Here is a 24,006-nt window from a genome sequence, read left to right on the forward strand (position 1 = left end):
AAAACTCTATTAAAAAGGCGCTTTATCCTTTGAACCTCTTGCGGTAGCCAGCCATTTGCCTTCCTGTTTAACCAGTTTAAAAACACCAGGCGTTTTATCATAAGCTGTGGTATATTTTACCCAAGCCACGTTCCCCATAATCGTATCCTGCAAAACAGTAAAGTTGGAATCATCCTTTACCGTAGCATTAAACATATTTATAGTATTCATATAGTTAGAATATGCCTGTGGTGTTGAGTTAGCCTTTAAAGTTTCTTCATCTTTTTCATAAAAGCTTTCAATAACAATTTGGGCTGTGGCACTTGGCCCCGAGATTTTAGTTTCAGAATCAGCACAAGAAAGTAACAGCGCTATGAGCGAGAAAACAACAAATTTTTTCATATCAGTATTAATTTGGGTTATTAATATACCTATGCGATAGTTTCATTTTTATATTTCGTTCGCCATTCTTTTCATTCAATTCCAAAATTGCCCTCCGGTCATCAGATAATGAAAATTTGGATAATACATAAACAAAGCGAGCCGTTTCATTTTCCATAATCTTGGACGGCAGATTATGTTTATATATCGGTTCTTGATAGAGCCGTTGCAATGATTTTCTTTTTCCTTTTTGTCGAGTTTCAACTGATAGGTTCAAGAAATTCAAATCGTAATCCATTGTAGAAGTATTTTCAATCTCGATAACGAAATAGAGTTCATCCTTATCAAAAACAATGTTCTCTACGGTCAAGATAATACCTTCATTTCGTTTCTTGATACGTCCTATACGCTGTTTTCTATTGAGAAGATATGAGCAGAATTTTTGGTAATAATAGGTGCTGTTATCTACAAATTCTTCAGATGATTTTACAAGAATCGAATCCTTTAAAATCGGCCTTTCATTACCGATACTTTTGGATAACGGAATGAAATAATTGAGCTTAGAAAGCTGTTTTTTATACCTTACAATATACGAAAAAATCGAACCATTTCTATTGACTACCAGTAGATTACTTTCCTTCCCCGGCTTCGCTTGAAGAAGGCCAAAATACTGTTCTTCTTCACGATTGTAAGTAAATACAAAATTGTCAGAACCGGTTATGCCTTGGCGGATAGGTTCTGGGAAGAATAGCGCAACATTCTTGGTGTCGTTGGCATAAATAGTGTCAAGAGGTATGGGTTGCTGTTGTGCTGTAGCCTGTGCCAAGCAAAGTCGAGGTGCGAAAGTGTAAACAAATCCAATTAATATTAAGATAAAAGTTTTCATAGTTTAGGCTTTAGAATTAATCTATAGTTATTTAATACGGTTACTTTAACATTGCGATTGTTTCGTCTTAGGACTTTTGAGACACCGCCTACTTGCGGAATGGCAGGTATGTTAATGTCACCAATAATATCGTCCAAAACTTCGGTGGTGGCTTCTGCCCTGAAATTGTTCTGTACGTAGATGCCCTCGCTACCATCTGATAAATCAAAAGCCTTGAGTTTAGTAGGGTGGTGCTGTATGTTTTCAATTTCAATGAGCGCTCGGTTGGGTTGAAAGCTGATAAATCCAAAAACAGGTGTGTTCTTAGGCATTTCTTTACCACTTATGGTAGCAACTTTGGTAAGGCGCATTCGTAATCTGGTATTCGCTTTTACTACTTGATCGCCATCTACAACCACATAAATAGTTTCATCTGTATTGCCGATGATTGAAACTTCATTGAGTTTGGGCGCAGCAGCAAAGAACAATTGATGTTCCAATCCCAGTTCTTTCGCTTGGATTTTTTGTTCTCGTTTTACTTCTACAGAATCTATCTTTGAAACCGCTTTGCGAACAGTTCTTTTGTGTCCCAAGTTTTGGTATCGCTTTTCTGAATATTGGATCTTACCAGCTTCATATATGCTATCTACGATACGCTCTTTTTCGCGATCTGGAAGATCTGGGTCGTAAAATCCCAAGGAATCAATCAGTTTTTCATCATAAATGCTGGGCGCATTATTTTCACGTACTTTCTTCAAGTCGTTAATCGCATCCAGTTTGGAATCATACTCTTTTTGATCTTCTTCTAAATCTGGAACTAATGTTTGCTTAAGGTTTTCAGTTTCACTTTCATCATCGCCCATTACCATTACGGAATAAGAAATGATGAATATGACAATCACGGCCAATACTGCTGCAAATACTATTTTATTCTTTTCTACTTTCATCGTTTAGTTTTTTTAAGGTGTTCTCGAAATAGTTGGTAATTAATAATCCGTGCGGATTGTTGGGGAAGTTTCTGTCAACCGTAATCAAGTTTCCGGTGGAAATCAACTCATAGGTGTCGATGATTGAACCTCTATTGATTTCAAAAATGGTGGTTGTTATAAAACTATACGAGCCATTATTTTCAGATAGTCGTGAATCGATGCTCAGTACTTTTTGAACCAAGGAATACTGAAGCAACCTGTTGTAAACACCATCCGCTTTTTTCTGGCGGTAGAGATTGTCCACGGAACTATTGCCCAACCACAATGCCTTTTCCAAATTGCGTTCATAATTACTCGCATCTATGTTATAGAAGTAGTTATGGAACAGATCCAAATGTGCTAAAGCTTCAACCCGAAAATTTTCCTTTTGGGTTACGAGCTTCAGCGGAATTATACTGCCATCGGTATTGATAGCAAAGGCACTATTAAGGGCTTTTTGATTGGTGTTGAATACCATCCAAACCGAAAATGTGCTGGATAGTAAGGCGCAGACAACTACTGCCAAAACGATAAACCGATTCAATTTTAGGACGCTGTAAATGTTCTTGTAAGGTGTTTTCATTCTGAAAATATTTAGTTGGTAAATAGTCTTAGCGTAAATGACGTGGCACGTTTATATAGGGTGAATTTCAAGAAAACAATAAAACCTACTGATCCCAACTGAACCACAGGTGCAAAAAAGCCCTGGCCAACCTCTGTTCCAAAAAGGTTGACCCAAAAATTGGTGTTGATTTCCGTATATATGGCATTGATAAATATATTGACCAGAAAGAAAGCTGGCACCAGCATAAACACCGCTGCATATAGTTTGAAGAACGTATAGGCGAGCGAACGAAACTTTTCAAAAACTGCAAGACTAATGACCAAAGGAAAAAATGCTTGCATTATTCCTAAAAGGAAGAAGCGCTCTGCTAAGAATAGCGGGTAGATGAACAAATCCAATATCCAAAGTAGGGTAGTTAAGATAAATGCCAATATTTTAAAACCGTATAAAGGTGTAACCAGGGCTTCATATAAAAGTGTCATCGCTGAACTTGCGGCATCAAACAAACTTACTTCTTCCTCTAATGGAATATCCTGCATTTGCAAAGGCAATAATGCTGGTGCTGTTCCTCGATATTGTTCTTCAATGGCGACTAAAATGCCATCAAAAAATCCCAATACCTGAGTTGAGAATATGACCAAGATGACAATGGTAAAATTCTTGACCAATTCACCAGGACTCAATCCCCAAGTGTAACCGTCCTTCTCTGCAATTCCTTCGTTATATTTTTTAAGGATGTTGACCAAAAAGAACAAGACAGCGAGCGTTTTCATTCCCGCAATTGTGTATTGCGAAAAATTGCTGGCTTGTATGGTCTGGAAAATGGTATCGATATATTCCAAACCAATTCCTAAGAGAATGGTCGCGTTCATTTTAATAGAATGTTTCTCGGTTATTGACTTTATCTTGCATCTTTCTGAAAGAAATAATGTCTCGATAGCGTTTTGTTTTTGTAGTTATGTTGGAAACCATCTGCTTTGATTCCAGCTCCTTTGCTTTTAAAATTTCAGCACGTTCTGCATCGCTCATTTTGAGATAATCGCTGGACAGGACTTCATCAATAAAATCTACCGTCTCCAATGAGTTTTGAACAATAGCATCAAAAGATTTTACAACCCTTGAAACTTCCTCTGGTTTGATGTAGGGCGAGTTGAGTATGTCCAGTACATCGTTCTGCATTACGGTGATAAGGCGCTGATTGTTCTGTCCAATTTCCTCAACTGCTCTAAGCTGTTGTACCACACTTGATACTTTCTCAATGCTCTCCTTTGCATCTTTTAAGAACTTTACAGACTTAATCATTTGAGCTGTCTGTTTACCTGATTCTACAAGTTGTTTTACCAAGCTGATAAAATTGGTATTGTCATAAGTGGGCATTCCCTGACACGCAGCGCGTGCGGGTAATAAAAAGATGAATACCGTTGCGATAATTAAGATTTTTGTCTTCATAATATTATGTTTTAGATGCGAATTGAATTATTGCCTTTTGCATATCCTGATGCTCTTTGTAGAGCTTCATTATTTCCTCATTTTCTTGTCCATCGGTCAAGTAAGCTGCATATACTTCCTTCGGAACTTCCAGACGGAAGATGTTACTTTCCCTGCCAATTTTGATAAACATTTCGGTGTACTTCCGTGGACCGGAAAGATTGTTCTTAATTGATTTTAATTGGTTCAAATCGTGGCTGGATAGATTGAGCCGTTTGACCAATTCGTCATAGCCTTTTTCATTGTTCAGGCTATAAATGACCTGCGTGTTTTCAAGAATACTCGCTGAAGTTGAATTTTTCGGAAGCTGATTAATGGATTGAAGAATGATACCGATAGCTCCGTTCTGTTTTCGTATTGCTTGGTAGTAGAATTCGACACTTTCCAGTACATTCTCAAACTTTAATTGTTTCGCAAACTCATCAAAGAGGATAATGCCTTTTTCCGCTCTATTCTTCCAGATGGTTCTTTGGATAGCTGACTTAATCAGTTTCAACATTACGGACAGTATTTCCTTATTGTCCTTGACTTCATCCAGTTCAAAAACAATCAAACGCTTGTCCTCAATTTTATAGGTCTGGTCTTCGCTCACTTCAAAAAGGAAGCTATATAGACCATCGCCGACATATTCTGACATTACGTGCAAGAAGCTCGTCACATTAAAATAATCGGGATGGATTTTTAGGGTGCTCAGAAGATCTTCCTGATTTCTTTCTATAAAGCTGTAAAAACCATCCAGTGAATGATTTTCTGAAGTACTATCGTAATAATAACGCAGTATTTTTTTGACCGATACTGATTGTGCCTTTGTAACCTTTAAGTCTGAAGCAAACAGTTCAAAGAGGAAGACGGACAAATCTTCCAAACGTTCTGGTGTAAGGTCATTAGTGTGGCTAATGTAAAATGGATTGATACCAAGGTTCTTTCCACTTTCGTAGCGAAGCACCGTATATTTATCAGGATAGAGCTTTGCAAACTTGGTATAAGAGCCACCCAAGTCGATAATGACCAGGCGAACGCCACTTTCAAAATATTGGCGTAGAATGTTATTTGCCAGAAAAGATTTGCCCTCACCAGTTGGTGCAAAAATGGCAAAGTTTCGTGCCTTTATTCTTTTCTTCTTTTCGTCCCAAACATCCTTTAAAACAGGAATGTTATACTCACGGTCATTGAAAATGATTCCGGTGTTATCACTTTTGTAATTAGTGTTATTGATAAAAAGACAAAGCGCGTGTTTTAAGTCAGTTACATATAAATCGTTATTTGAAAAATTCGACGAAAAACAACAGTAACTATTTAGAATATAGTTTTTACGTTCTTCGCCTCTTGGGTAATACGGGATGATATCCAGTTCCTTAAATTCAGTCTTGATTTTTGAAGTTATCTTGTCGAGCTCTTTGGCTTCTTTTGCCCAATAGACAATATTGAGATGACCACGAATAATTCGGGCATTATCATCAGCATTGATTTGGTCAAGGATGTGTTGGATTTTACCAAGCACCACTTTATTTTGTGAACCAAAGTTTGAACTTTTATTTAGTTCCTCAACCTTCTTATCGAGCAGCTTGCGCCATTTTTGTTTGTCATCCAAATAAATAATTTGATTGACAATGTGATTCTCGTTAAGCGTAAGCCCTAAGCCATCAATAAACCCTTGATGAAATACAAAATCGTCAGAAGTGAATTTCTCATTGGTTTTGCTACTCTGTACACTTTCGCCAAAGCACAGTTCGCTGTTGATGGCCAGGGCATCAAAATGGTTTTCGCCAATATTGACGCTTTTCTTATCAAGTAAAATATCGGTGTCGTAGCCTTCATTGAAGCCATTAAAGTATGCACTTGTTAGTTGCCGAATATCTTCCGCTTTAAGCGAAACAAAATCCATCTTTCGGCTGTTATTGATAAAAGAAACTGAATCACTTACCGAGTTCGTGAAGCTCTTGATATTATCATCCAGTTCCTGTACGATTCCTTTTGAAACTTTCCTGAAGGGATTGACATATTTCGGATTATTGAGTGCCTTGTTTTTGGTCAAGATGAAGAACAAATAACAGTTGTGCTCAATATGCCCACGACCTTTAAAATGCTCGTGAGTAGCCTTTTCCAGAAAGGTTGAATTCGGAAGTTGTTCTGAAGTATATGATTTCTTGAGGTAGATATCCTGCTTGTGAACCACAGTACCAACTGGCAATGATTTCAAAGCCTGAAACCAAGCACCGTGCATATCCTCAAAATCCTTTTCAGAAAGAGAGTATATTTCCGGTAGATTCCCTTTATAGCATAGGACAACGTTACCATTGTTGGCAAATACGATATTGTCTTGAATATCTGCGATGGGTTGATATGCTGAAATGTTAATCTTGTTCATAATCAAAGCCTGAGGTTTTTTTGTTACTCAATATTTTTGGGAAAGCATTTGTCATTTGAAAAATTTGTGGATTGTGTGTAATCCATGTCAGCACCACAAATAAGGAAGTATTGAGTACCAATACTCCTATTATGATCGCAAAGCTGAAAGAGAAAATGATGATGAGCAACGAAGCCAAAATGGAAACCATCATCAAGGCAAACAGGGAAATGGACAGTCCAAAAATGACAGCCCGTTTCCGAATGTTTTTATAGACTTCGAACCGCTTCATCTTTAAACTACGATTCCTATTAAGTATGTGAAGATGCCGACTACTGCACCTGCAATTAGTACAAAGACCAGTATTCTTGTTATCCCTTTTTTGAGGTCCGCATTTTCGCCGAAGAAATGTCCAGCATTAAATAGGAAGCCAACCAAGAAGATAACACCCAATAAAATCGGAAAGATAGTCCTGATGGTATCGCCAACATCGTTAACGGAATTTTCTATGCCACCAATTTGAGCAAAAAGGGAAGTGGTTAAGAGCGAAAGAATGGACGCTAAATAGTGTGATTTTTTCATAACGGAAAAATTTAGATTTTAAGTTCATTTTTCATTATTAGAATTTACATATATTTGATTGTAAATAACTGAAAATCAAATAATTGTGAATAAAATATTCTTTGGTATTGTTTGAATTTCATTGTTATTATTTGACATCAAATTCTATGAAGTTTGATATGGAAGTTGTTGATAACCCGAAAATTGGAAATGAAAAATCTGCTCAAAAACGTCAGTTTTACAATTTTACTCATGAAAATGTGCTTCATTTTTGGACAGGAAATCGATGTTCAAAAGAGAATTGTAATTGATGTTGGACACGGTGGAAAAGATGCTGGGGCAATGGGCATAAATGGCATCCAAGAAAAGTATGTGGTTTTGTCGATTGCTAAAGAGATTTTAAGGTTGAATAATGATTTGGATCAACCTTTAGATATTTATTTAACCAGGTATAGTGATACGCTTATTTCGTTATCGGATAGAACCAAACTGACTAAAGCCTTAAATGCTGATTTATTTCTGTCCTTGCATTGCAATCACTCTAATAATCCAGCTGCGAGAGGAATAGAGGTTTATGTGGCTAAGGCTGTGTCTAAATACTCAGATGATGCTATTTGGTTTGCTTTTCAACTGCAAGATGATCTAAATAAGAGTTTGGGGTTGGAGAGTAGAGGTGTGAAGTTTGCGAATTTTCAGGTGTTGCGGGGAACTATAGATTATTGTCCTGCTGTTTTGATCGAATTGGGTTTCTTGTCCAATCACGATGAGGGCAACTTTATTTCAGAGAACAACAACATTGAACGCATCGCACTATCGATATTATCATCCATTCAAAAATCAATAAAATTATGAAAGATATTTTTTTAGAGTTAACGAAGAGCTTGAAGGAGATTGTACTACAGTTTGTTTCAGAAGTGATTTTATTGTACAAATCCTTTAGAAGTTAGATTACCTAAGTTTATTATTTACACATTATAAAAAACAATTTATCTAATAGTATATTTAAGTATTTGCTTAAATAATATAATAGTGATATATTTGTTGCTACTTTAAATCAAAAAAGATGAGCTTGGAAATTACTTGTACACGGAACGAAGCAGACAAGAAGCAAATATCGAGATGTAAGGAAACCATAGAGAATTCTTCGGACAGCTTTAAAGTAATAAGCAAAATTCTGGCTCTCGCTGGAAGCGAGGTAAGACTTAAAGTACTATTCCTTTTGAACATAGAAAATGAACTGTGCCCTTGTGATATTGCGGACATTCTTGAAATGAGTGTTCCCGCCGTGTCCCAGCATATCCGAAAAATGAAGGATGCAGGAATTATTACATCGAGACGTGAAGGGCAAACATTGTATTATTCGCTGGTAAAGAGTGAAGACAATGTTTTGAATGGAATTTTCAATTTAATTTCGACAAGAAAGAAAACAGCTTAGAAAGTTTATATTATGGCACCGAATAAGACTTCAAACACCGCGGCCTATACCGGCATTTTTACCGCAGTTGCAGCATCAATATGTTGTATAACCCCTGTTTTGGCATTAATTGCCGGAACAAGTGGAATTGCATCGACCTTTTCATGGGTCGAGCCATTTAGGCCCTATCTTATCGGCTTGACCATTATTGTTTTGGTCTTTGCATGGTATCCGAAACTTCAATCGAAAACCCAGGAAGAAAAGGATTGTGCCTGCGACGAGGAAGCAAAACCATCTTTTTGGCAGTCCAAAAATTTTCTGTTCATAGTTACAGTATTTGCCGGATTGATGCTGGCTTTCCCTTATTATTCCAATATATTTTATGCACAGCCCAGCAAGGATATAGTGTATGTTTCTCAATCAAACATAATAAAGCACACCTTTGAAGTTGAGGGAATGACCTGCGCAGGATGTGAAGCCCACGTAGAAAGTGAGGTAAATAATCTGGATGGTATTTTATCAGTCAAGGCGAGTTACGCAAATACTAATACCGTAGTGGAATATGATAAAACTAAAGTTGATTTGGTCGCAATTCGAGAAGCAATAAATAAAACTGGTTATAAAGCAATCGATACAGAAAATAAAGAAGAGAAGTAGATGAAAAAATATGATGTATTTGTAATAGGTTCCGGGATGTCAGGTATGACCGTTGCTAATAAATGTGCCTCCAAAGGCCTTAAGGTTGGCATTACCGATGAACTTCCCTACGGTGGAACCTGTGCCCTAAGAGGCTGTGATCCTAAAAAGGTGATTATAGGAGCAACTGAAGTACGTGATTTTGCCCAAAGACTTAAAGGAAATGGAATAGATACCGTGCCTGAAGTCAATTGGGAAGATATTATGGCTTTTAAGCAATCTTTTGTGGATGCCATGCCTCCTAAAATTGAAAAAGGATATAAGAATAAAGACATAGATACCTATCACACTTCAGCTAAATTTTTATCTGATAACACCTTGCAGGTAGGAGATGAAGTTATTGAAGCTGATAAATTCCTGATCGCAACCGGAGCAAAACCACGGGTATTGGATTTTGAAGGTGGAAATTTGGCACTTTCAAGTACAGATTTCCTTAATTTGGAGGAATTGCCCAGCTCACTGCTCTTTATCGGTGGTGGCTACATTGCCTTTGAATTTGCCCATATCGCTGCGCGGGCCGGTGCCGATGTAACCATATTACATCGTGGTGATCATCCATTGGAAAACTTTGATCGTGACATTGTTAAACATCTTGTGCATGCAACCCGAAAGCTAGGAATTAAACTGGTTTTGGAAACCGAAGTTTCTAAAATTGAAAAGAAAGAAGACCATTACGTAGTAACAGGAAAATCAAATGGAAAAGAGGTCAATTATAGGACTGACTCTGTCTTTAACTCAGCCGGTCGTCCTCCCGCTATCTTTGATTTAGATTTGGAAAAAGCTGGCATCTCTTTTTCAAAAAAAGGAATTACGGTAAACGAATACCTTCAAAGTACCTCTAACCCTAATATTTATGCAGCGGGAGATTCGGCAGATTCAAGAGGATTACCCCTTACACCTGTTGCAGTAATGGAAGGGCATATTGTGGCATCAAATATCATCAACGGGAACAAGAAAAAAGTCAATTATCCCCCAATGCCTTCTGTAGTTTTTACTTTGCCTACCCTGGCATCAGTAGGATTAACCGAAGCAGAAGCCAAATCAAAACAGATAGAATATCAGGTCAATTATAACCATGCGGAAAGCTGGTTCAATGCAAAAAGACTGAATGTTAAGGAATATGCCTATAAAACCATCATTAATAAAGAAAATCAGACTATTCTTGGCGCACATCTAATAGGCCCTAACGCGGAAGAAACCATCAATTTATTCGCCATGGCGATAAAGACCAAAATGAAAATTAATGAGTTAAGGACGATGATATTTACGTATCCAACTCTGTCATCAGATATCCCTCATATGCTTTAAAAATAAATAGATTATGGAAATAGAACTAGTTTCTACCATTACATGTCCTGGTTGCGGACACACAAAAGAAGAGGAAATGCCCACAACAGCCTGTCAGTTTTTTTACCAATGTGATAATTGCAAGCATTTATTAAAACCAAAAGAAGGTGATTGCTGTGTTTATTGTTCTTATGGTAATGTTGCCTGTCCACCCATTCAGGAAGGAACAAATTGCTGCTAAAAATTTAAAATACTTTTGGTGACCTCCCCCACTCCAGATGTATCTTGCTGAAAATTAAAAGTATGATTCCTAGAGATCTAAGTAAAGATATAAAAACTCGCTTGCAGAGCATCAGCGGCCAGCTTAACGGACTTATAAAAATGCTGGATGAAAATAAAGATCCAGAAAAGATTCTGATCCAGTTCAAAGCGGCGCAAAAAGGGCTTGATAAGGCGCATTTTCTTCTTTTAGATGAAGTGTACCGCAAAGCGCTGGCGATCACAATTTCAGAAACTGTGGAAGCCTGTCCCGGTAATTGCGGTAATGAAGAGCGAATTGAATTTATTCGCAAACAATTTCCCGACCTTGAGCTTAACAGCCTTACCGATAAAATGAAGGAGATTGATGAACTTAAACGAAGGCTGGAATCTTACATTTCCGAAAATAAATCAGAGTAAAACATTCAAAAATTTTCCATTTAATTTTAATACTAATAAAAATCTGTCGTAAAAAAGCAGGTTTTTTTATTTGGAGACCACCCCGGTTCCGCTCTTATCTTTGGATTGTTCTTTAATAAGAAGGATAAAACTGATTGTTAATTTAAATTCAAAAAAAATGAAAAGACAAATAGAAATATTTACGGCAAATTGTCCGGTTTGTGATCCGGTTGTAAAAATGGTGAAAGAGTTGTCCTGCGATAGTTGCGAGATTACCACCTATAACCTGGTGGAACAATGTGAGGATAAGACCTGTATAGACAAAGTGCAGGAGTACGGTGTAAAGAGAATTCCCTCGGTGGCGGTTGATGGAAAATTGCTTGAGTGCTGTACAAACAATGGTATAAGCAAAGAAAAACTTATCGAAGCAGGAATAGGAAAAGCCAGTTAGCAAAACCATCGTACTGAAATTAAAATCTGAAACTTTTTATGGCAGCCAAAAATGGCTGCCTTTCTTTTTAATCAAATTAAAATGTTAAATCTTTATTAATCGGCTTGCCTACCCCCCGGGCTATGAGTTGATATTTGAAAAGAGGTTCGGCTCTTAATCTTTTATTTCTGATTTCCGAGCAAATCAGGAAGTAACTAAAACCATTTAAATTATGAAACCATTAAGTTCAGAAATGCAAAAATGTATCGATGATTGCAACGCCTGCATTACTGCGGCGAGAATTTGCCTTGACCAACATTTGGGGGAACCCGACATGAAACAATGCCACAAATTTTGTCTGGATTGTATTGCTTTATGCAGTGCGTGCGTCCAGCTATTAGCCAGCCAGTCTGATTACTCAAAACGTGTTTGCGGAATTTGTGCCGACTTATGTAAAGCCTGTGCTGATGAATGTGCAAAGTTTGACAGTGAAGTTTGCCAGCAATGCGCAGAAAAATGTCGAACCTGTGCCGAAAGCTGTAAAGAAATGGCAGCTTAAAAAAAATGTTAAATTTTTTTTTAAAGGAGCGGCTAAAAAGTTGCTCCTTTTTTATAAATGGGATTATAAAGTAGGGAAAAATACCATCCAGTCTCTCATCCACAACCACCTATAAAAAAGCCTCTAGAAGTTTGGATACCACCCGGGCTTCCGGTGTACATTTAATCCCTTGTTTAAAAAAATAAAGATGTTTGCCAAAATAAAAGAAGATTTTGTAAGTATAGGATCGCTATTCACCTCCGTTTCCACACTCTTATGTTGCGCGTTACCATCATTATTGGTAGCTCTGGGAATGGGAGCTGTGGTGGCCGGCCTGGCTTCAGATATTCCCTGGTTGTTTAGCCTGAGCCGCTATAAAAGCTGGACTTTTTTGATTGCCGGGGTAATGATTGGCTTTAACTTTTGGCTTTTCTACGGAAGAAAACGGCAGCAGAGTTGTGAAATAGACGAAGACGGAAATGAAACGGCCTGTGATACAGCAGCTAAATGGAGCAAAGGGATCTTGTGGTTTTCCTTTGTGTTATATCTCTTTGGACTTTTTGCAGCCTATTTACTTTTTCCCATTCAAAAATTTTTAGAATTATAATATAATTAAAATGAAGACATATTTTTTGATTCTGGGTATAGGATTATTGACGTTGTATCAAGTAGAAGCCCAAGGACATGGCCCTATTTTTGGTTTGCAGACGCCCACTCTGGCGAAAGGCGGTATAAACATGAACGCTGCCGGAATGAGTATAGCGACCGAAGACGATGCCTCTTATATGCTTCGGTATACATTTTTCTATGGCATTACGGAAGATTTACAGGTTACCCTTACCACTCCTACTGTGATTGAGCGTTTGGAAAATGCTCCACGAACCCGTGGAAATAGTATGATGCCTTCCAATGGAGATATCGAGGCTGCTTTGTGGTATCGTTTTTTTTCAAATGCTTTTGGGGTAGGAAAGAGGTTTGAATCCACAGCTATTTTAGGTGTATCTGCCCCTACTGAGGATGTTCGCGGACAGGTGAATGTAGGGAACTCTATCCATGGGGCCATTTCTACGGGATATGCCTCACGTACCTGGTACGCCTGGTTAGGTGGCGGTTACCAATATTATTTTGAAAAGGACAACCAGCAATTAGGCGATTTACCCTATGCAAGCATGGTGATAGGTTATCGTCCCGATGTTTTTATGGGGGATTATCCTAAACCCGATTGGCGGGTTTTTCTTGAATCATTAGCCGAGTTTCCGGGAGACAATAAATATACCGGTCAACAAAATTTTACAGACGAACGTAGCAAAAAAGTATTAGTGGGACCTTCCTTCTTAGGACTTTACGGGGCTTGGGGTATTTCTTTTGGAGCGCTGTTTCCAGTGGTACAGGATTTAAGCCCGGAGGCTGTCAAAGAAAACTATCGGGTATCCCTTAATCTAAGTTATTGGTTATAATAAATAAATTTAAAAAATAAAGAATGAAACCAGCATGATGCTGGACACGAAAAATAGGGAACACACAGAGGAATGATTAAAACCTGTAGTCGTTTGCCCAATTTAAAATCTAAAAATATAAACAGATGAAAAGCATAGCATTAATAATTGTAGTTATGGTAGTTGGAAGTTTTAGTTCCAATGCCCAGATTCAGAAAGTAGATCAGGAAGTGTTTGGGATGGACTGCGCCCCATGTGCCTATGGGTTGGAACGTGGTCTAAAAAAAATGGATGGCCTGGAGAGTGTAAAAGTGAGTCTTAATGATGGAAAAGCTTACCTGAATTTGGCAAATAATAACAATTTGAGCCTTAAGCAGATTCAGGAAGAAGTAAAAAAGAACGGGTTTTCAGCGAAAAATGCCGAAATTGTTATAAAAGGTACTCTCGTTGAGCAGGATGGCAATTATGCAATTCGAACCGGGAAAGAAACTTTTACGATAGCTGAAGCAACTTCTACTAACTTATATTCCGAATTAAAGCCCGGGGTGGTAAAAGTGAAAGGGATTGTAAAGGATGAAGAAGACGGGGAGCTTAGCACTAAATGGGAAATTAAGCTTACTGAAATCCTTTAAGCTTTATGCAGTAATCTTTAAAGCGGGAAAAGATGAATAGGTTTATATTGATTTTAGTTTTCACCTTATTGCTCATAAGCTGTAAGCAGGAAAATGTAAAATGGACCTTTGAAGAGAAAATAAAACTTCCCGAAAAAGTACGTCCACTTTCGTTAGCGAAAACTGGCGACGACATCTGGTTTTCGGATCCTGAACAGTTCAGGTTATTGAAAATAGACCCCAGCGGAAATAAAATAAATTCGATTGTGGGCATTAAACGCCCTATGAATATTGATTTCGACAAGGGAAAGCTGTATGTACCCGAATTTTTAACAGATACAATTTGGGTTTTCGAGGACGGGAAAAAGTCCGCACTGTTCCTAAATGCCGAACCGCAAGCACCCGCCGGACTCAATGCAAAGGGCGACACAATCGCGATTGCTGACTTTTATAACCATAGGATTATTTTACAAATAAAAGAACAGGTGAGTTATATAGGAAAGGAGGGGCACAACAAAGGAGAACTGTATTATCCGATAGATGTAAAAATCAAGGGTGATAAAGTCTTTGTTGCCGATGCCTATAATAATAGGGTACAGGTATTCAACATTGACGGAAAAATATTGGAAATTATCGGAGAAGAAGATGGATTCAACGTAGCTTCTGGTATAGCTTTAAGTGAAAATGGCTTTGCTGTGACTGACCAAGAAAACAGCAGGGTATTGATTTATGATTTCAATGGAGAATTAGAGCAAATTCTTACCGATGATATCAATTATCCTACGGATGCACTATTCGATAAAAATAAATTATACATCACAAATTTTAAGGAGAATTCCATAGCGGTTTACAAAATGAGGTGATTTGATAAAAATAGTGGGGGTATAAAGTATGGTTTGAAAGCTTTAAACTTTTAGAGCCAGTTGAATTTCAAATAATTCCTCAACCAGATATTGATTATTGCTGTGCCTTTTGCACTTACGGTACAGTGAGCAGTCCACCAATTCAAGAGAGTACAAATGTTGTTTGAAATTATAGTTAAAGTTCATTTCCTCTTATCCCCAGCCCCTTTATCAAAAGCAATCAAATTAAACAATTCGCGCATTCTACTACGGACACGATTGCCATAACGTTCTTCCAGTTCCTCGGCATTTAGGTTGGTAGTGCTGTGAGTTTTGATTTTATGCTTTGTTTGGAGGTAAAGTTCATACCGCGATAAAAGTACTTCGCCCATCACATTCAGATCCTTACCGTAAAACCTTCCTAACGGTTCTACACCAAGATCGTCAAAACAGAAGAATTTCGTGTTTCCATAATCCTCGATAGTCTTAAAACCAAGATGGTTAAAACTGAACGTCACATTTCGGCAAGGGATCATTTCGTAAGGACGTTGCAAGGGCACTAAATGCCGTAAAAGTTTCATTAAGCTGGTTTTACCACAACCTACAGGACCAGAAAGTAGAATACCTTTGTCAATATCAATCTCAAATTTTTCACAGTTGTCTTTGTCCTTGATGAAGTAGGAACAGAGCTTCAACAAAATATCTTTATCCTCATCGTAAATCCTGAACTTGTCGCCAAAGAGCAATTTGCCCTTGGCATTCAAGTAAATCAAGATTTTTGGGAAATCGTAGAGAACACTTTTACCATCAAATTTTCCGAGCGAATATTGCACGCCGCCTTCGGTTATTTTAGAGGGGTTGTCCATAATCTTTGGTTTTACTGGTTTTGAGATTGTCTCGATTTTGGGACGCTCCCGCTTTGTTTGGTGTGTTTTTTTTGTCAAACAATTCGGTCCTATCCATCCAGTTTTTGGCTAAGGCATGCCAATCCCTGATTGTTTTTCCATCGCTTGTTTTCCAATGGGTTGCTTCATAATGCGCAAAGAATTTTTTTCCTTCATCAGCATTAAAATATTTTTCAACAAAAAAATCTAAAACGGCCTGCCTGCCCTTTGGCTTTTTATTAATATTTACCTGTTTGTTATTGTTTATATTAGATACCAGTGCTTGTCCACTCACGGGACGGTGCGGGTACACAGCTTGTTCGTTGTTGGGATGGTGCTGGTACACTACTGGTTCTCGTGTGGGATGGTACCGTTCCGCAAGTTGTTCCAATTCGGGATCATACTGTCCCATATTCGGTTCATCAGTTGTCCCTATAATGGACATCTTGATTTTACTTCCTTTGTAAGGATTGTTGGACGGAAAATAGGAAAGATAATCCCACAAATCGAGGTCGGTCACGCACCGATGGTACGTCGATTTTGAACCGATCTTGGCCACCCGCATCAAATCGCGACGGTTTACATAAAATTCATTGGCAAAGCGGCTGCTATTCCATTCTTGGAACAACGCCATATAAAGGCTGATATGGGTAGGGTTTAGGCGGTCATCAAAATAGAACTTCTCAAAAGCCGCATTAAGTTGCTTTATATAGTTCATAGCTTAAGAATTTAGACCGTGATGCACTCGGTTCCCATCCATCACTTTTTGAATTTCCTCGGTATCGTAATAGATAATTCCACCTACTTTTGTGTACGGCAATGTACCATTGATACGAAGGTTTTGCAAAGTGCCAGGGCTTACCTGAAGCAAATCCATAACCTCGGAAGATTTGAGGTATTTTTTGAGTTTCCCTTTGGATTGGCGGGTAAGTAATTCTCTAATGTCCTCGAGCAATTCCATTTTGAATTCTCGAAGGTCGTCTGTGGTAATAATACTTGTCGGCATAATAGAACGGTTTTAATGGAAAGGGACTATCTGGATTTATGCTTTTAATTGATAGTCCCTGACCTGATTTGACTTTCGTTCTACAAATTTGAATAGGTTTATTGGATATTATTCCCCAGTATGACCGTAGTACGGTCAAAATTTAACTTCTTGAAATTTGATGGATGTTGTGGTGTTTTAATGGTGTAATCGGTAAGTAACAATGCGCAGAAAATGGTAAATAAGAGTGCACAGTTTTTGGCAACAAGAGTGCACAGGTTTTGTAAATATAATCGGTTATTTTTTATGTTCAAAAAAAGTTTTTCTATTCTCCATTCTGTAGCTTTTTCCAGATAGGTTCATTACGTCGCATCGGTAGAGTAATCTGTCAAGTAAAGCCGTAGCTAGAACTTCATCATCCAGCATTTTAGCCCAGTCCGCAGCCATTTTATTGGTGGTAATAATAAAGCAGGTGTTTTCATATAATTGATTGATAAAATTAAATAAAGCTACTGCCTGGCTTTTTTCCACCGGGAAGAGCATAATATCATCTATAACAATGAGATCGGCCTTTGAGAGTCGCTTGTAATCAGCTGTAGCGGTTCGGGTCATATCTCTCATTTTCAGCATATTTACTATATCTTCCATCGTTCTAAAATAAGCCTTGTATCCTTTGTCAATGGCATCGCTGCAAAGACCGGAAGCAAGTAAAGTTTTGCCCACACCCGATGGCCCCATCAGCATAATATTATAACCCTGGTCCAGCCAGTTTAGTTCCCTTAGCTGATTCAAGCGGGTCTCTGAGATGCCATTGTTGAAGGTATGATTGTACAGGTTTTTAGTAACATTTTTCCAATGAAAAACTTTACCATTCATTGCGATATAAACATCAGGCTTGATTAGTTGTAAAGCGCTAATAGCAAACCCTAAATTGAATGGAGCATCTGTCTTGGGTTTAGTTCCTAAAATGAAAGACCCTACTAAAACTATGGTTTTGCTTAGATTATGCTTTCCTAAAAATGCTGCGGTATCTTCCATAGTAAAAGTCCCATGGGTAATTAAAATGTTTTGCGCATTGGAGGTTTTTATTCTTTCAAGCAAAAACTTTCTGTCTTCATCTGTTATGAACCGGCTATCTTTTGCAAATACCTTTTCGATAATATAGGGAAAGGAAATATTGGCTGACTGAAGAAATTCTCTAATCAATACTTTGTCTTTCTCGAGTTCAGCATTTTCTTTTTCCGTATAATCAAAGCCTTCAATGGTTCCTCCTGTTGTAATAATATGTATCATAATTTAATAAATTTAGTGGGCTGTATAAGTTCTTGGAATTCTCTTAATTATCAATAAGTGATTTTTGAGTATTTGTCATTGGAAGATTTATAAAAATAAAGTAATCCAATAAAGGTAATTATAATGATGCCGGCTATAATGAAGGGATAATAAAACCCACCGGCAATGAGCCAGGTTCCGATGATCGGGCCTAAAATCTGTCCGACACTGTTTGCCGAGGTCTGTACAGAAATATTACTGCCCGCCTTTTCTTTTGAAAGTAAGGAAACGGCTGAAAGTAGGTTAGGGGTTACAATTGCTCCACCAGTGGCGAATGTTACAATCAGTACATAGACATAAATTTCATTGCCGAAAAAAGGAAATGCGATTAGTGAAATGCCTGAAATCAACAATCCGGCTCCAATTTGTTGTTTTGCTGTCAATATTTTCTCTCCATAGGTCGCAAATACAGGTTGTAATACCGCCATTACTATCCCACAGACCATAAAACCAATTCCTATCTGATTACTTGAAAATAGCAACTGATTTTTTCCATAAATTGAAAAAACCGTTTCAAAGAGGGTCACTACAAACTGCATAACAAAAGAGAGCAGTAATAGGACAATAAAGAACCTACTAAAACTAAAATTTAATTTTTGTTTTCCTGAAACAAACCTGCTAACCGGTTTTGTATTCCTAAACGATTTAATCAAAATAACCAATACAGTAAAACCTAAAAGTGCAACCAAAATAAAAGGAACTGAGAACCGGTCCAGATGTAATATCCAAAACGAATATTTAAAGTGTAGGTTAGTTTGGGATAGAAAACTGCCTAAAACAGGTCCAAAAATAACCCCTGAACTTATCGCTACCCCAGACCAAGCCATAATTTTAGTCCTATGTTTTTTAGAAGTGATATCACTGAGAAATGCGTTACTGACAGGAATAACAGCCGAAGTGAATATACCTCCGAGAATACGCGCTATATAGAGCATTGTAAGGGAGGTTGCCAATCCAGTAAGCAGTTGCATTACTATAAACCCAATTAATCCAACAACGATAATGGGCTTACGCCCGTATTTATCGGATAACCTCCCCCAAAGTATAACGAAAAGAAGCTGAAAGAAGGGGTAGATACTCGTTAATAAACCAATATGAAAATTGATCGAATTAGTATCGAGGTTAGCTCCTAAAGCAAGCCTTTCGGTATAGTATGGAAGGATTGGCAATAAAATACCATAACCAAGCATTACCATAAATAAACTCAGCAGGACCAAAAAGATCCTGCCGAGCTTGCTTTTTTTAATCATTATTTTTTTCCGATTTTCTTTTTCAATAATTGAGCATTAATGGCCACTATGATGGTACTCAAACTCATAAGTACAGCTCCAACGGCTGGACCTAAAACAAAACCGGTAGAATAAAGCACTCCGGCAGCCAACGGAATGGCAATAACGTTATACCCCGTCGCCCAAATAAGGTTCTGGATCATTTTATTGTATGTAGCCTTACCGAACAAAATCAAGTTAGCAATATCTTGTGGGTTGCTGTTTACCAAAATAATATCCGCAGTTTCAGCGGCTACGTCTGTGCCAGAACCTACTGCAATACCTACATTGGCTTGAGCCAGAGCCGGTGCATCGTTCACGCCGTCTCCTGTCATTGCCACAAACTCTCCCTTACTTTCCAATTCTTTTACTATTTCCACTTTTTGATGTGGCAAAACTTCGGCGTAGTATCCATCCAAGCCGAGTTTATCGCTAACAGCTTTGGCAGTTCTTTCATTATCACCGGTAGCCATTAAAACTTTTATATTATTCTTTTTAAAGACTTTTATAGCCTCGGCAGATTCTGGTCTTATTTCATCGGCAAGTGCAATATATCCTGCCAGTTTTCCATCAATCAAGACAAAGACGACAGTTTCAGCGGCGTCACTATAGGCATCTTCGGGAATAGTTATTTTTTCATCCCTTAAATAACCAGGACTAACCACTTTTATTTGCTTTCCTTCTACATTTGCTTCCACACCTTTACCCGTAATCGCATTAAAGTTTTCTGGATTTGGGATAGCAACTTTATCTTCTTTTATCTTTTTAATTATTCCAACGGCAATAGGGTGTTCCGAGCTTTGCTCCAAAGCACTCGCCAACCGTAATATTTCCTCTTTCGAAAATTTTTCATTTACAGATTCAATTCTTGTAACCCCAAAATCTCCCTTAGTAAGCGTTCCCGTCTTATCAAATAATAAGGCCGATATTTTTCGGGACTCTTCAAAAGCGGTCCTGTTGCGAATCAACAACCCGTTCTGAGCAGATACAGCTGTTGAAATAGCAACTACTAACGGAATCGCAAGACCTAAAGCGTGCGGACATGCAATAATCATTACGGTTACCATTCTTTCCAATGCATAAACAAATGGAAAGCCCAATATGAGCCAAACCGCTAATGTTCCAAATCCAATTCCCAATGCAACGTAAGTCAACCATTTTGCAGCCCTGTCAGAGAGGTTTTGCATTTTTGATTTAGACTTTTGTGCTTCCTCGACCATAGTGATGACCTTGTTGAGATAGCTGTCCTTTCCGGTATGCTCTACTTTTACTTTTAAACTGCCATTACCGTTTACCGAACCTCCAATTACTTTATCTTTTTTATCTTTTTTTACCGGTTTAGATTCTCCGGTAAGCATGGATTCATTTAGATAACTAGAACCTTCTACTATAATACCATCAGCGGGAACTTTTTCCCCTGGTTTTACAAGTATTACGTCATCTTTCAGTAAATCTTCCAGAGGAATATCTTCAATAGTGTCTCCTTTAACACGATGTGCCTCGGCAGGCATCATGCTTACTAACAGCTGCAAGGCCTTAGAGGCGCCTAGAACGCTTTTCATCTCTATCCAATGACCTACAAGCATAATAGCAATAAGCGTAGCCAGTTCCCAGAAAAAATCGACACCTTCTAAACCAAACACCGTTGCCGAACTATAAAAGTACGCCACGGTAATGGCCATAGAAATAAGGGTCATCATTCCCGGTGCACCTTTTTTAACCTCGGACCAGAATCCGGTAATAAATGGCCAGCCGCCATAGAAATATACTACCGAAGAAAGAGCGAATAAAATGTACTGGTTTCCAGGAAGCAAAAACTCATACCCAATAAAATCTTGTATCATAGGGGAGATGATCAGGATGGGAATGGTCAAGATTAAAGTTACCCAAAACCGTTTTCTAAAATCGGCAATCATCATTTTATGATGGTCGTGCCCGTGTTCTCCGTGCCCTGGATTGTGGCCAGAATGGTCTCCACTGCCGTGGTTCATCTTACTATGATCCATAGCCTTTTCGTGGCCGTGCTTTGTTTTTTCGATATGATGGTCTTTTATCTCTTCTTCTTTTTTTTCTGCTTCTATCTTTGTGGAATCTTTCCCTTTGCTTTTATGGCCGTGATTTTTATGGTCTTTGTGATTTTCCATGATTTCTATTTTTAAGTATTAGGATATTTTAGGTTTAGTTTTTTTAAATGCTCCGTAATTATATTGGCAACGCTAAAGTTGCGGTGCCAACGTTTATCTGCGGGTATAATATGCCAGGAAGGTTCATCGCAGTCATTTAATAACATATTGTAGCCAGCTCTATAAGCCTCCCATTTTTTAGCTGCTTTTTTATCATTGGCACTATATTTCCAACGTTTATGAGGTTTTAAAAGTCGTTCTTTTATACGCTGTTTTTGTTCTTCTTTCGAGATATGGAGAAAAAATTTTAGTACATGAATGTTACTCAGTTTAAAATGCTGTTCAAGATGCTTTATGAGTTTACAACGGTGTGCGAGAATCTCTTCTGGAAGGGAATTGTTGAGCCTTGGCATCATTATATCTTCGTAATACGAACGGTTAAAAATTTGAATCATACCCTTTGGTGGAATATGGGGGTAAACACGCCATAAAAAGTCGTGCTTCAACTCTTCCTCGGTCGGTTTTTTAAACGATTTAACCTGAACGCCCTGCGGATTCATACTGCTAAGGGCATGACGAATGGTGCCGTCTTTGCCGGAAGTATCCATGCCCTGTAGGATAATAAGCAAACCAAAACGCCCATCGGCATAAAACATATTCTGAAGTTCAAAAAATTCTTTGCGAAGCTGTGCCAGATTTTTCTTTGCCTCGCCTTTTGAAATCGTTTGGGGTGGTTTGGTTGAAATTTTATCTAAATTTATCATTTTCAAGATTTTATCTTAATTTTTTTCGCATTGCTTCCGTTAGGTTTTCAGCATAGACACCGTAAGCATCTACCAAAAGACCCTTAATGCCGTTTTTAGAAGATATAGCATATAAAATACTATTATCATCGGTACTGCTCATTCCTTCAAAGCGATAGGTTTTATCTACTTTAAAATCTTCTGGCCGGATCTCAATTTTCAGGGAAGGACATTCTAAGCACTCTGGTTTTAAATTGAAATCATAAGGATAGTCGTTTGCTTGTAAGTCATTTATGGCTTCTGAAAGTGTATCGTAATTTGTCATCTGTCTTTATTTATAGTTCATTGTAAAATAGCTCTTATCCTCTTCTGTAAATTCCTGAAAGGTCAATAAACCTTTTTCATTTAATTTTTCGATAACGGTATAATTGAGTTGCTTAATGCGAATTCCCCAGGCATAGGCTTTAATATTAATTTTTGATTTTATAGTGTTTTTCCCATCCTCTAATTTTCGGTCATAAATTTTTATGATGCTTTTGGAACCAAAAAAGTTTAACAAGCCCGAGTCAAAACTCATTTCCAATTTAATATCTTTCAAGTTTTGTAAATCGTAGAGCTTTTTAAAATTTTCAGAAATGGTATTAATTTCGGTTTCTTTTGATTTTGGCTTGGAAAACGGAAAAGCCATTATCATTACATTGGCGTCATCTGGCTCACAACGGTAGGTAGTAGTGTATTTATCGGTTGATTGTTTGTTTTTGTCAAACAATTCTGTAACTACCTTTATTTCATAATATCCATTTTCCTTTATTGTTTCTCCAGCTTCAAAAGTTTGTTTATTGAGAAAATCACCTTCTTTATCAAAATTTTTTCGCACTACATCCCTGCCTGAAATCTGCCCGATAAGCATTTCGTTTTGAGCATTTATACCTGTACAGCCCAAAATAAAATAGAACAATGCTGCCGTGAACATCATAGCTGTGCTATATGTTGTAGGATATTTTCTATTGAATTTTCTAAACATTTTCTTTATAAATTACATTTAGATACTTGATCGTGTATGCTATTCTATGTTTTTTAAAATAAATTCTACCCGTTCAGTTGGTGGCAAAACTGGAACAGAAACAATTGGAAATCCCAAGGAAGTGTAAACATCTATTATTAATTGGTGTATTTTCTTTTGAGCCTCTTCATCCTCAGTACGGGCATAATCTTTGGTGAATGGTAATCGGTCTAAAATGAATATTTTTTTATAGGAAGTGTTTTTAACTGCGGTGAGCAGCTTCTCATCATAATCAAGCTTTAAAAATTGATAGTATGCCATAGCATCTGGAATGGCCCTATCTAAGAAAACCAAGTCTTGGGGCAATATGGAAGCTTCTTGTTCTATTTGCATATCCAAGACCCCTATTTGAAATTTCTTACGATTACTTCTTAATTCTTCAACCGTTTGACCTTCAGTACGCATGGTGTCTATATAGTGCCTTGCATGCTCAATGGTTGTTTTATAACCTCTCTCAGCCAGCATATTAATTACAGTGGTTTTTCCAGTACTAGGTCCGCCGGTAATCACTTGCCAGTTCGTGCTTGCTTTTTTGGTTTGCAT

Annotated in this window: 31 protein-coding genes; 13 read left to right on the forward strand and 18 right to left on the reverse strand. The window is 37.8% G+C overall.

Annotated features, from left to right (window positions below; all coding sequences use genetic code 11):
- Positions 1 to 9 precede the first annotated feature (9 nt).
- Genes RM539_RS02725 through RM539_RS02755 form a run of 7 tightly spaced genes read right to left on the reverse strand, consistent with a single transcriptional unit; the run spans position 10 to position 6,614 of the window.
- Positions 10 to 381: a hypothetical protein gene (locus RM539_RS02725; RefSeq protein ID WP_176619458.1), complete on the reverse strand. Its 372-nt coding sequence runs from the start codon at positions 379 to 381 to the stop codon at positions 10 to 12.
- A 7-nt stretch (positions 382 to 388) separates the two neighbouring features.
- Positions 389 to 1,246 (reverse strand): DUF4138 domain-containing protein, encoded by an 858-nt coding sequence (locus RM539_RS02730; RefSeq protein ID WP_176619457.1) that lies wholly within the window; start codon positions 1,244 to 1,246, stop codon positions 389 to 391.
- The gene (traM, locus tag RM539_RS02735; RefSeq protein ID WP_311501961.1) at positions 1,243 to 2,172 is read right to left on the reverse strand and encodes a conjugative transposon protein TraM; all 930 of its coding nucleotides are present in this window, start codon (positions 2,170 to 2,172) and stop codon (positions 1,243 to 1,245) included. The genes RM539_RS02730 and traM overlap by 4 nt, the downstream gene beginning before the upstream one ends.
- The gene (locus tag RM539_RS02740) at positions 2,153 to 2,776 is read right to left on the reverse strand and encodes a conjugal transfer protein TraK (protein WP_176619455.1); all 624 of its coding nucleotides are present in this window, start codon (positions 2,774 to 2,776) and stop codon (positions 2,153 to 2,155) included. The genes traM and RM539_RS02740 overlap by 20 nt, the downstream gene beginning before the upstream one ends.
- Before the next feature lie 11 nt (positions 2,777 to 2,787).
- Entirely contained in the window at positions 2,788 to 3,630 is an 843-nt protein-coding gene (locus RM539_RS02745; protein ID WP_311501962.1) for a hypothetical protein, read from the reverse strand.
- Between the two features lies 1 nt (position 3,631).
- Entirely contained in the window at positions 3,632 to 4,207 is a 576-nt protein-coding gene (locus RM539_RS02750; RefSeq protein WP_176619453.1) for a conjugal transfer protein, read from the reverse strand.
- Positions 4,208 to 4,211: 4 nt separating this feature from the next.
- Complete coding sequence (locus RM539_RS02755; protein ID WP_311501963.1) at positions 4,212 to 6,614, reverse strand: TraG family conjugative transposon ATPase; 2,403 nt, start codon at positions 6,612 to 6,614, stop codon at positions 4,212 to 4,214.
- Positions 6,615 to 6,745: 131 nt separating this feature from the next.
- On the opposite strand from RM539_RS02755, the gene RM539_RS02760 reads away from it, so the two are divergent.
- Positions 6,746 to 6,868, forward strand: coding sequence for a hypothetical protein (locus tag RM539_RS02760; protein ID WP_311501964.1), 123 nt, complete (start codon positions 6,746 to 6,748; stop codon positions 6,866 to 6,868).
- A gap of 19 nt (positions 6,869 to 6,887) precedes the next feature.
- Here the strand turns inward: RM539_RS02760 and RM539_RS02765 are convergent, their stop codons facing one another.
- Positions 6,888 to 7,175 carry a hypothetical protein gene (locus tag RM539_RS02765; RefSeq protein WP_311501965.1) on the reverse strand — a complete coding sequence of 96 codons (288 nt, stop codon included), beginning with the start codon at positions 7,173 to 7,175 and terminating at the stop codon, positions 6,888 to 6,890.
- Between the two features lie 189 nt (positions 7,176 to 7,364).
- Between RM539_RS02765 and RM539_RS02770 the strand changes: the two genes are divergently transcribed.
- From RM539_RS02770 to RM539_RS02825, 12 genes are all read left to right on the forward strand, one after another.
- Positions 7,365 to 8,006 (forward strand): N-acetylmuramoyl-L-alanine amidase family protein, encoded by a 642-nt coding sequence (locus tag RM539_RS02770; RefSeq protein WP_311501966.1) that lies wholly within the window; start codon positions 7,365 to 7,367, stop codon positions 8,004 to 8,006.
- Positions 8,007 to 8,217: 211 nt separating this feature from the next.
- Positions 8,218 to 8,589, forward strand: a complete 372-nt coding sequence (locus tag RM539_RS02775) for an ArsR/SmtB family transcription factor (RefSeq protein WP_311501967.1) — start codon at positions 8,218 to 8,220, stop codon at positions 8,587 to 8,589.
- 12 nt (positions 8,590 to 8,601) lie between these two features.
- The gene (gene merTP / locus RM539_RS02780) at positions 8,602 to 9,225 is read left to right on the forward strand and encodes a mercuric transport protein MerTP (protein WP_311501968.1); all 624 of its coding nucleotides are present in this window, start codon (positions 8,602 to 8,604) and stop codon (positions 9,223 to 9,225) included.
- The gene (locus tag RM539_RS02785; RefSeq protein WP_034892196.1) at positions 9,226 to 10,572 is read left to right on the forward strand and encodes a dihydrolipoyl dehydrogenase family protein; all 1,347 of its coding nucleotides are present in this window, start codon (positions 9,226 to 9,228) and stop codon (positions 10,570 to 10,572) included.
- A 13-nt stretch (positions 10,573 to 10,585) separates the two neighbouring features.
- Entirely contained in the window at positions 10,586 to 10,792 is a 207-nt protein-coding gene (locus tag RM539_RS02790) for a GDCCVxC domain-containing (seleno)protein (protein WP_075325753.1), read from the forward strand.
- 62 nt (positions 10,793 to 10,854) lie between these two features.
- Entirely contained in the window at positions 10,855 to 11,229 is a 375-nt protein-coding gene (locus RM539_RS02795; protein ID WP_311501969.1) for a metal-sensitive transcriptional regulator, read from the forward strand.
- Positions 11,230 to 11,386: 157 nt separating this feature from the next.
- The gene (locus tag RM539_RS02800; protein WP_311501970.1) at positions 11,387 to 11,659 is read left to right on the forward strand and encodes a thioredoxin family protein; all 273 of its coding nucleotides are present in this window, start codon (positions 11,387 to 11,389) and stop codon (positions 11,657 to 11,659) included.
- A gap of 232 nt (positions 11,660 to 11,891) precedes the next feature.
- Positions 11,892 to 12,197: a four-helix bundle copper-binding protein gene (locus RM539_RS20205; protein WP_465250183.1), complete on the forward strand. Its 306-nt coding sequence runs from the start codon at positions 11,892 to 11,894 to the stop codon at positions 12,195 to 12,197.
- A gap of 187 nt (positions 12,198 to 12,384) precedes the next feature.
- Positions 12,385 to 12,783, forward strand: coding sequence for a hypothetical protein (locus RM539_RS02810; protein ID WP_037314326.1), 399 nt, complete (start codon positions 12,385 to 12,387; stop codon positions 12,781 to 12,783).
- A 10-nt stretch (positions 12,784 to 12,793) separates the two neighbouring features.
- On the forward strand, positions 12,794 to 13,633 hold the full coding sequence (locus RM539_RS02815; protein ID WP_311501972.1) for a hypothetical protein: 840 nt from the start codon (positions 12,794 to 12,796) through the stop codon (positions 13,631 to 13,633).
- A gap of 125 nt (positions 13,634 to 13,758) precedes the next feature.
- Positions 13,759 to 14,244, forward strand: coding sequence for a heavy-metal-associated domain-containing protein (locus RM539_RS02820; protein ID WP_311501973.1), 486 nt, complete (start codon positions 13,759 to 13,761; stop codon positions 14,242 to 14,244).
- A 32-nt stretch (positions 14,245 to 14,276) separates the two neighbouring features.
- Complete coding sequence (locus RM539_RS02825; RefSeq protein WP_311485795.1) at positions 14,277 to 15,086, forward strand: NHL repeat-containing protein; 810 nt, start codon at positions 14,277 to 14,279, stop codon at positions 15,084 to 15,086.
- A gap of 182 nt (positions 15,087 to 15,268) precedes the next feature.
- On the opposite strand, the gene RM539_RS02830 is transcribed toward RM539_RS02825, so the two are convergent.
- The 10 genes from RM539_RS02830 to RM539_RS02875 all read right to left on the reverse strand — a co-directional run bounded on the left by RM539_RS02830 (position 15,269) and on the right by RM539_RS02875 (position 24,006).
- Positions 15,269 to 15,931 (reverse strand): ATPase, encoded by a 663-nt coding sequence (locus RM539_RS02830; protein WP_311501974.1) that lies wholly within the window; start codon positions 15,929 to 15,931, stop codon positions 15,269 to 15,271.
- A complete protein-coding gene (locus tag RM539_RS02835; protein WP_311486021.1) occupies positions 15,915 to 16,667 on the reverse strand; it encodes a hypothetical protein in 753 nt (250 codons plus the stop codon). Before RM539_RS02835 ends, RM539_RS02830 begins: the two co-directional genes overlap by 17 nt.
- A gap of 3 nt (positions 16,668 to 16,670) precedes the next feature.
- A complete protein-coding gene (locus RM539_RS02840) occupies positions 16,671 to 16,955 on the reverse strand; it encodes a helix-turn-helix domain-containing protein (protein WP_026914596.1) in 285 nt (94 codons plus the stop codon).
- Positions 16,956 to 17,231: 276 nt separating this feature from the next.
- Positions 17,232 to 18,227 carry an ATP-binding protein gene (locus RM539_RS02845; protein ID WP_311484443.1) on the reverse strand — a complete coding sequence of 332 codons (996 nt, stop codon included), beginning with the start codon at positions 18,225 to 18,227 and terminating at the stop codon, positions 17,232 to 17,234.
- Positions 18,228 to 18,277: 50 nt separating this feature from the next.
- Positions 18,278 to 19,516 carry an MFS transporter gene (locus RM539_RS02850; protein WP_311501975.1) on the reverse strand — a complete coding sequence of 413 codons (1,239 nt, stop codon included), beginning with the start codon at positions 19,514 to 19,516 and terminating at the stop codon, positions 18,278 to 18,280.
- Positions 19,516 to 21,678, reverse strand: a complete 2,163-nt coding sequence (locus tag RM539_RS02855) for a copper-translocating P-type ATPase (protein ID WP_414706143.1) — start codon at positions 21,676 to 21,678, stop codon at positions 19,516 to 19,518. The genes RM539_RS02850 and RM539_RS02855 overlap by 1 nt, the downstream gene beginning before the upstream one ends.
- Before the next feature lie 11 nt (positions 21,679 to 21,689).
- Complete coding sequence (locus RM539_RS02860; protein ID WP_208225798.1) at positions 21,690 to 22,421, reverse strand: PPK2 family polyphosphate kinase; 732 nt, start codon at positions 22,419 to 22,421, stop codon at positions 21,690 to 21,692.
- Between the two features lie 10 nt (positions 22,422 to 22,431).
- Positions 22,432 to 22,725, reverse strand: a complete 294-nt coding sequence (locus RM539_RS02865; RefSeq protein ID WP_208225797.1) for a phosphoribosylpyrophosphate synthetase — start codon at positions 22,723 to 22,725, stop codon at positions 22,432 to 22,434.
- A 6-nt stretch (positions 22,726 to 22,731) separates the two neighbouring features.
- Entirely contained in the window at positions 22,732 to 23,310 is a 579-nt protein-coding gene (locus RM539_RS02870; RefSeq protein WP_432264607.1) for a hypothetical protein, read from the reverse strand.
- A 153-nt stretch (positions 23,311 to 23,463) separates the two neighbouring features.
- Complete coding sequence (locus RM539_RS02875) at positions 23,464 to 24,006, reverse strand: AAA family ATPase (RefSeq protein ID WP_127844260.1); 543 nt, start codon at positions 24,004 to 24,006, stop codon at positions 23,464 to 23,466.

This window comes from Autumnicola musiva (assembly GCF_031846585.1).
Classification (GTDB): Bacteria; Bacteroidota; Bacteroidia; order Flavobacteriales; family Flavobacteriaceae; genus Autumnicola; species Autumnicola musiva.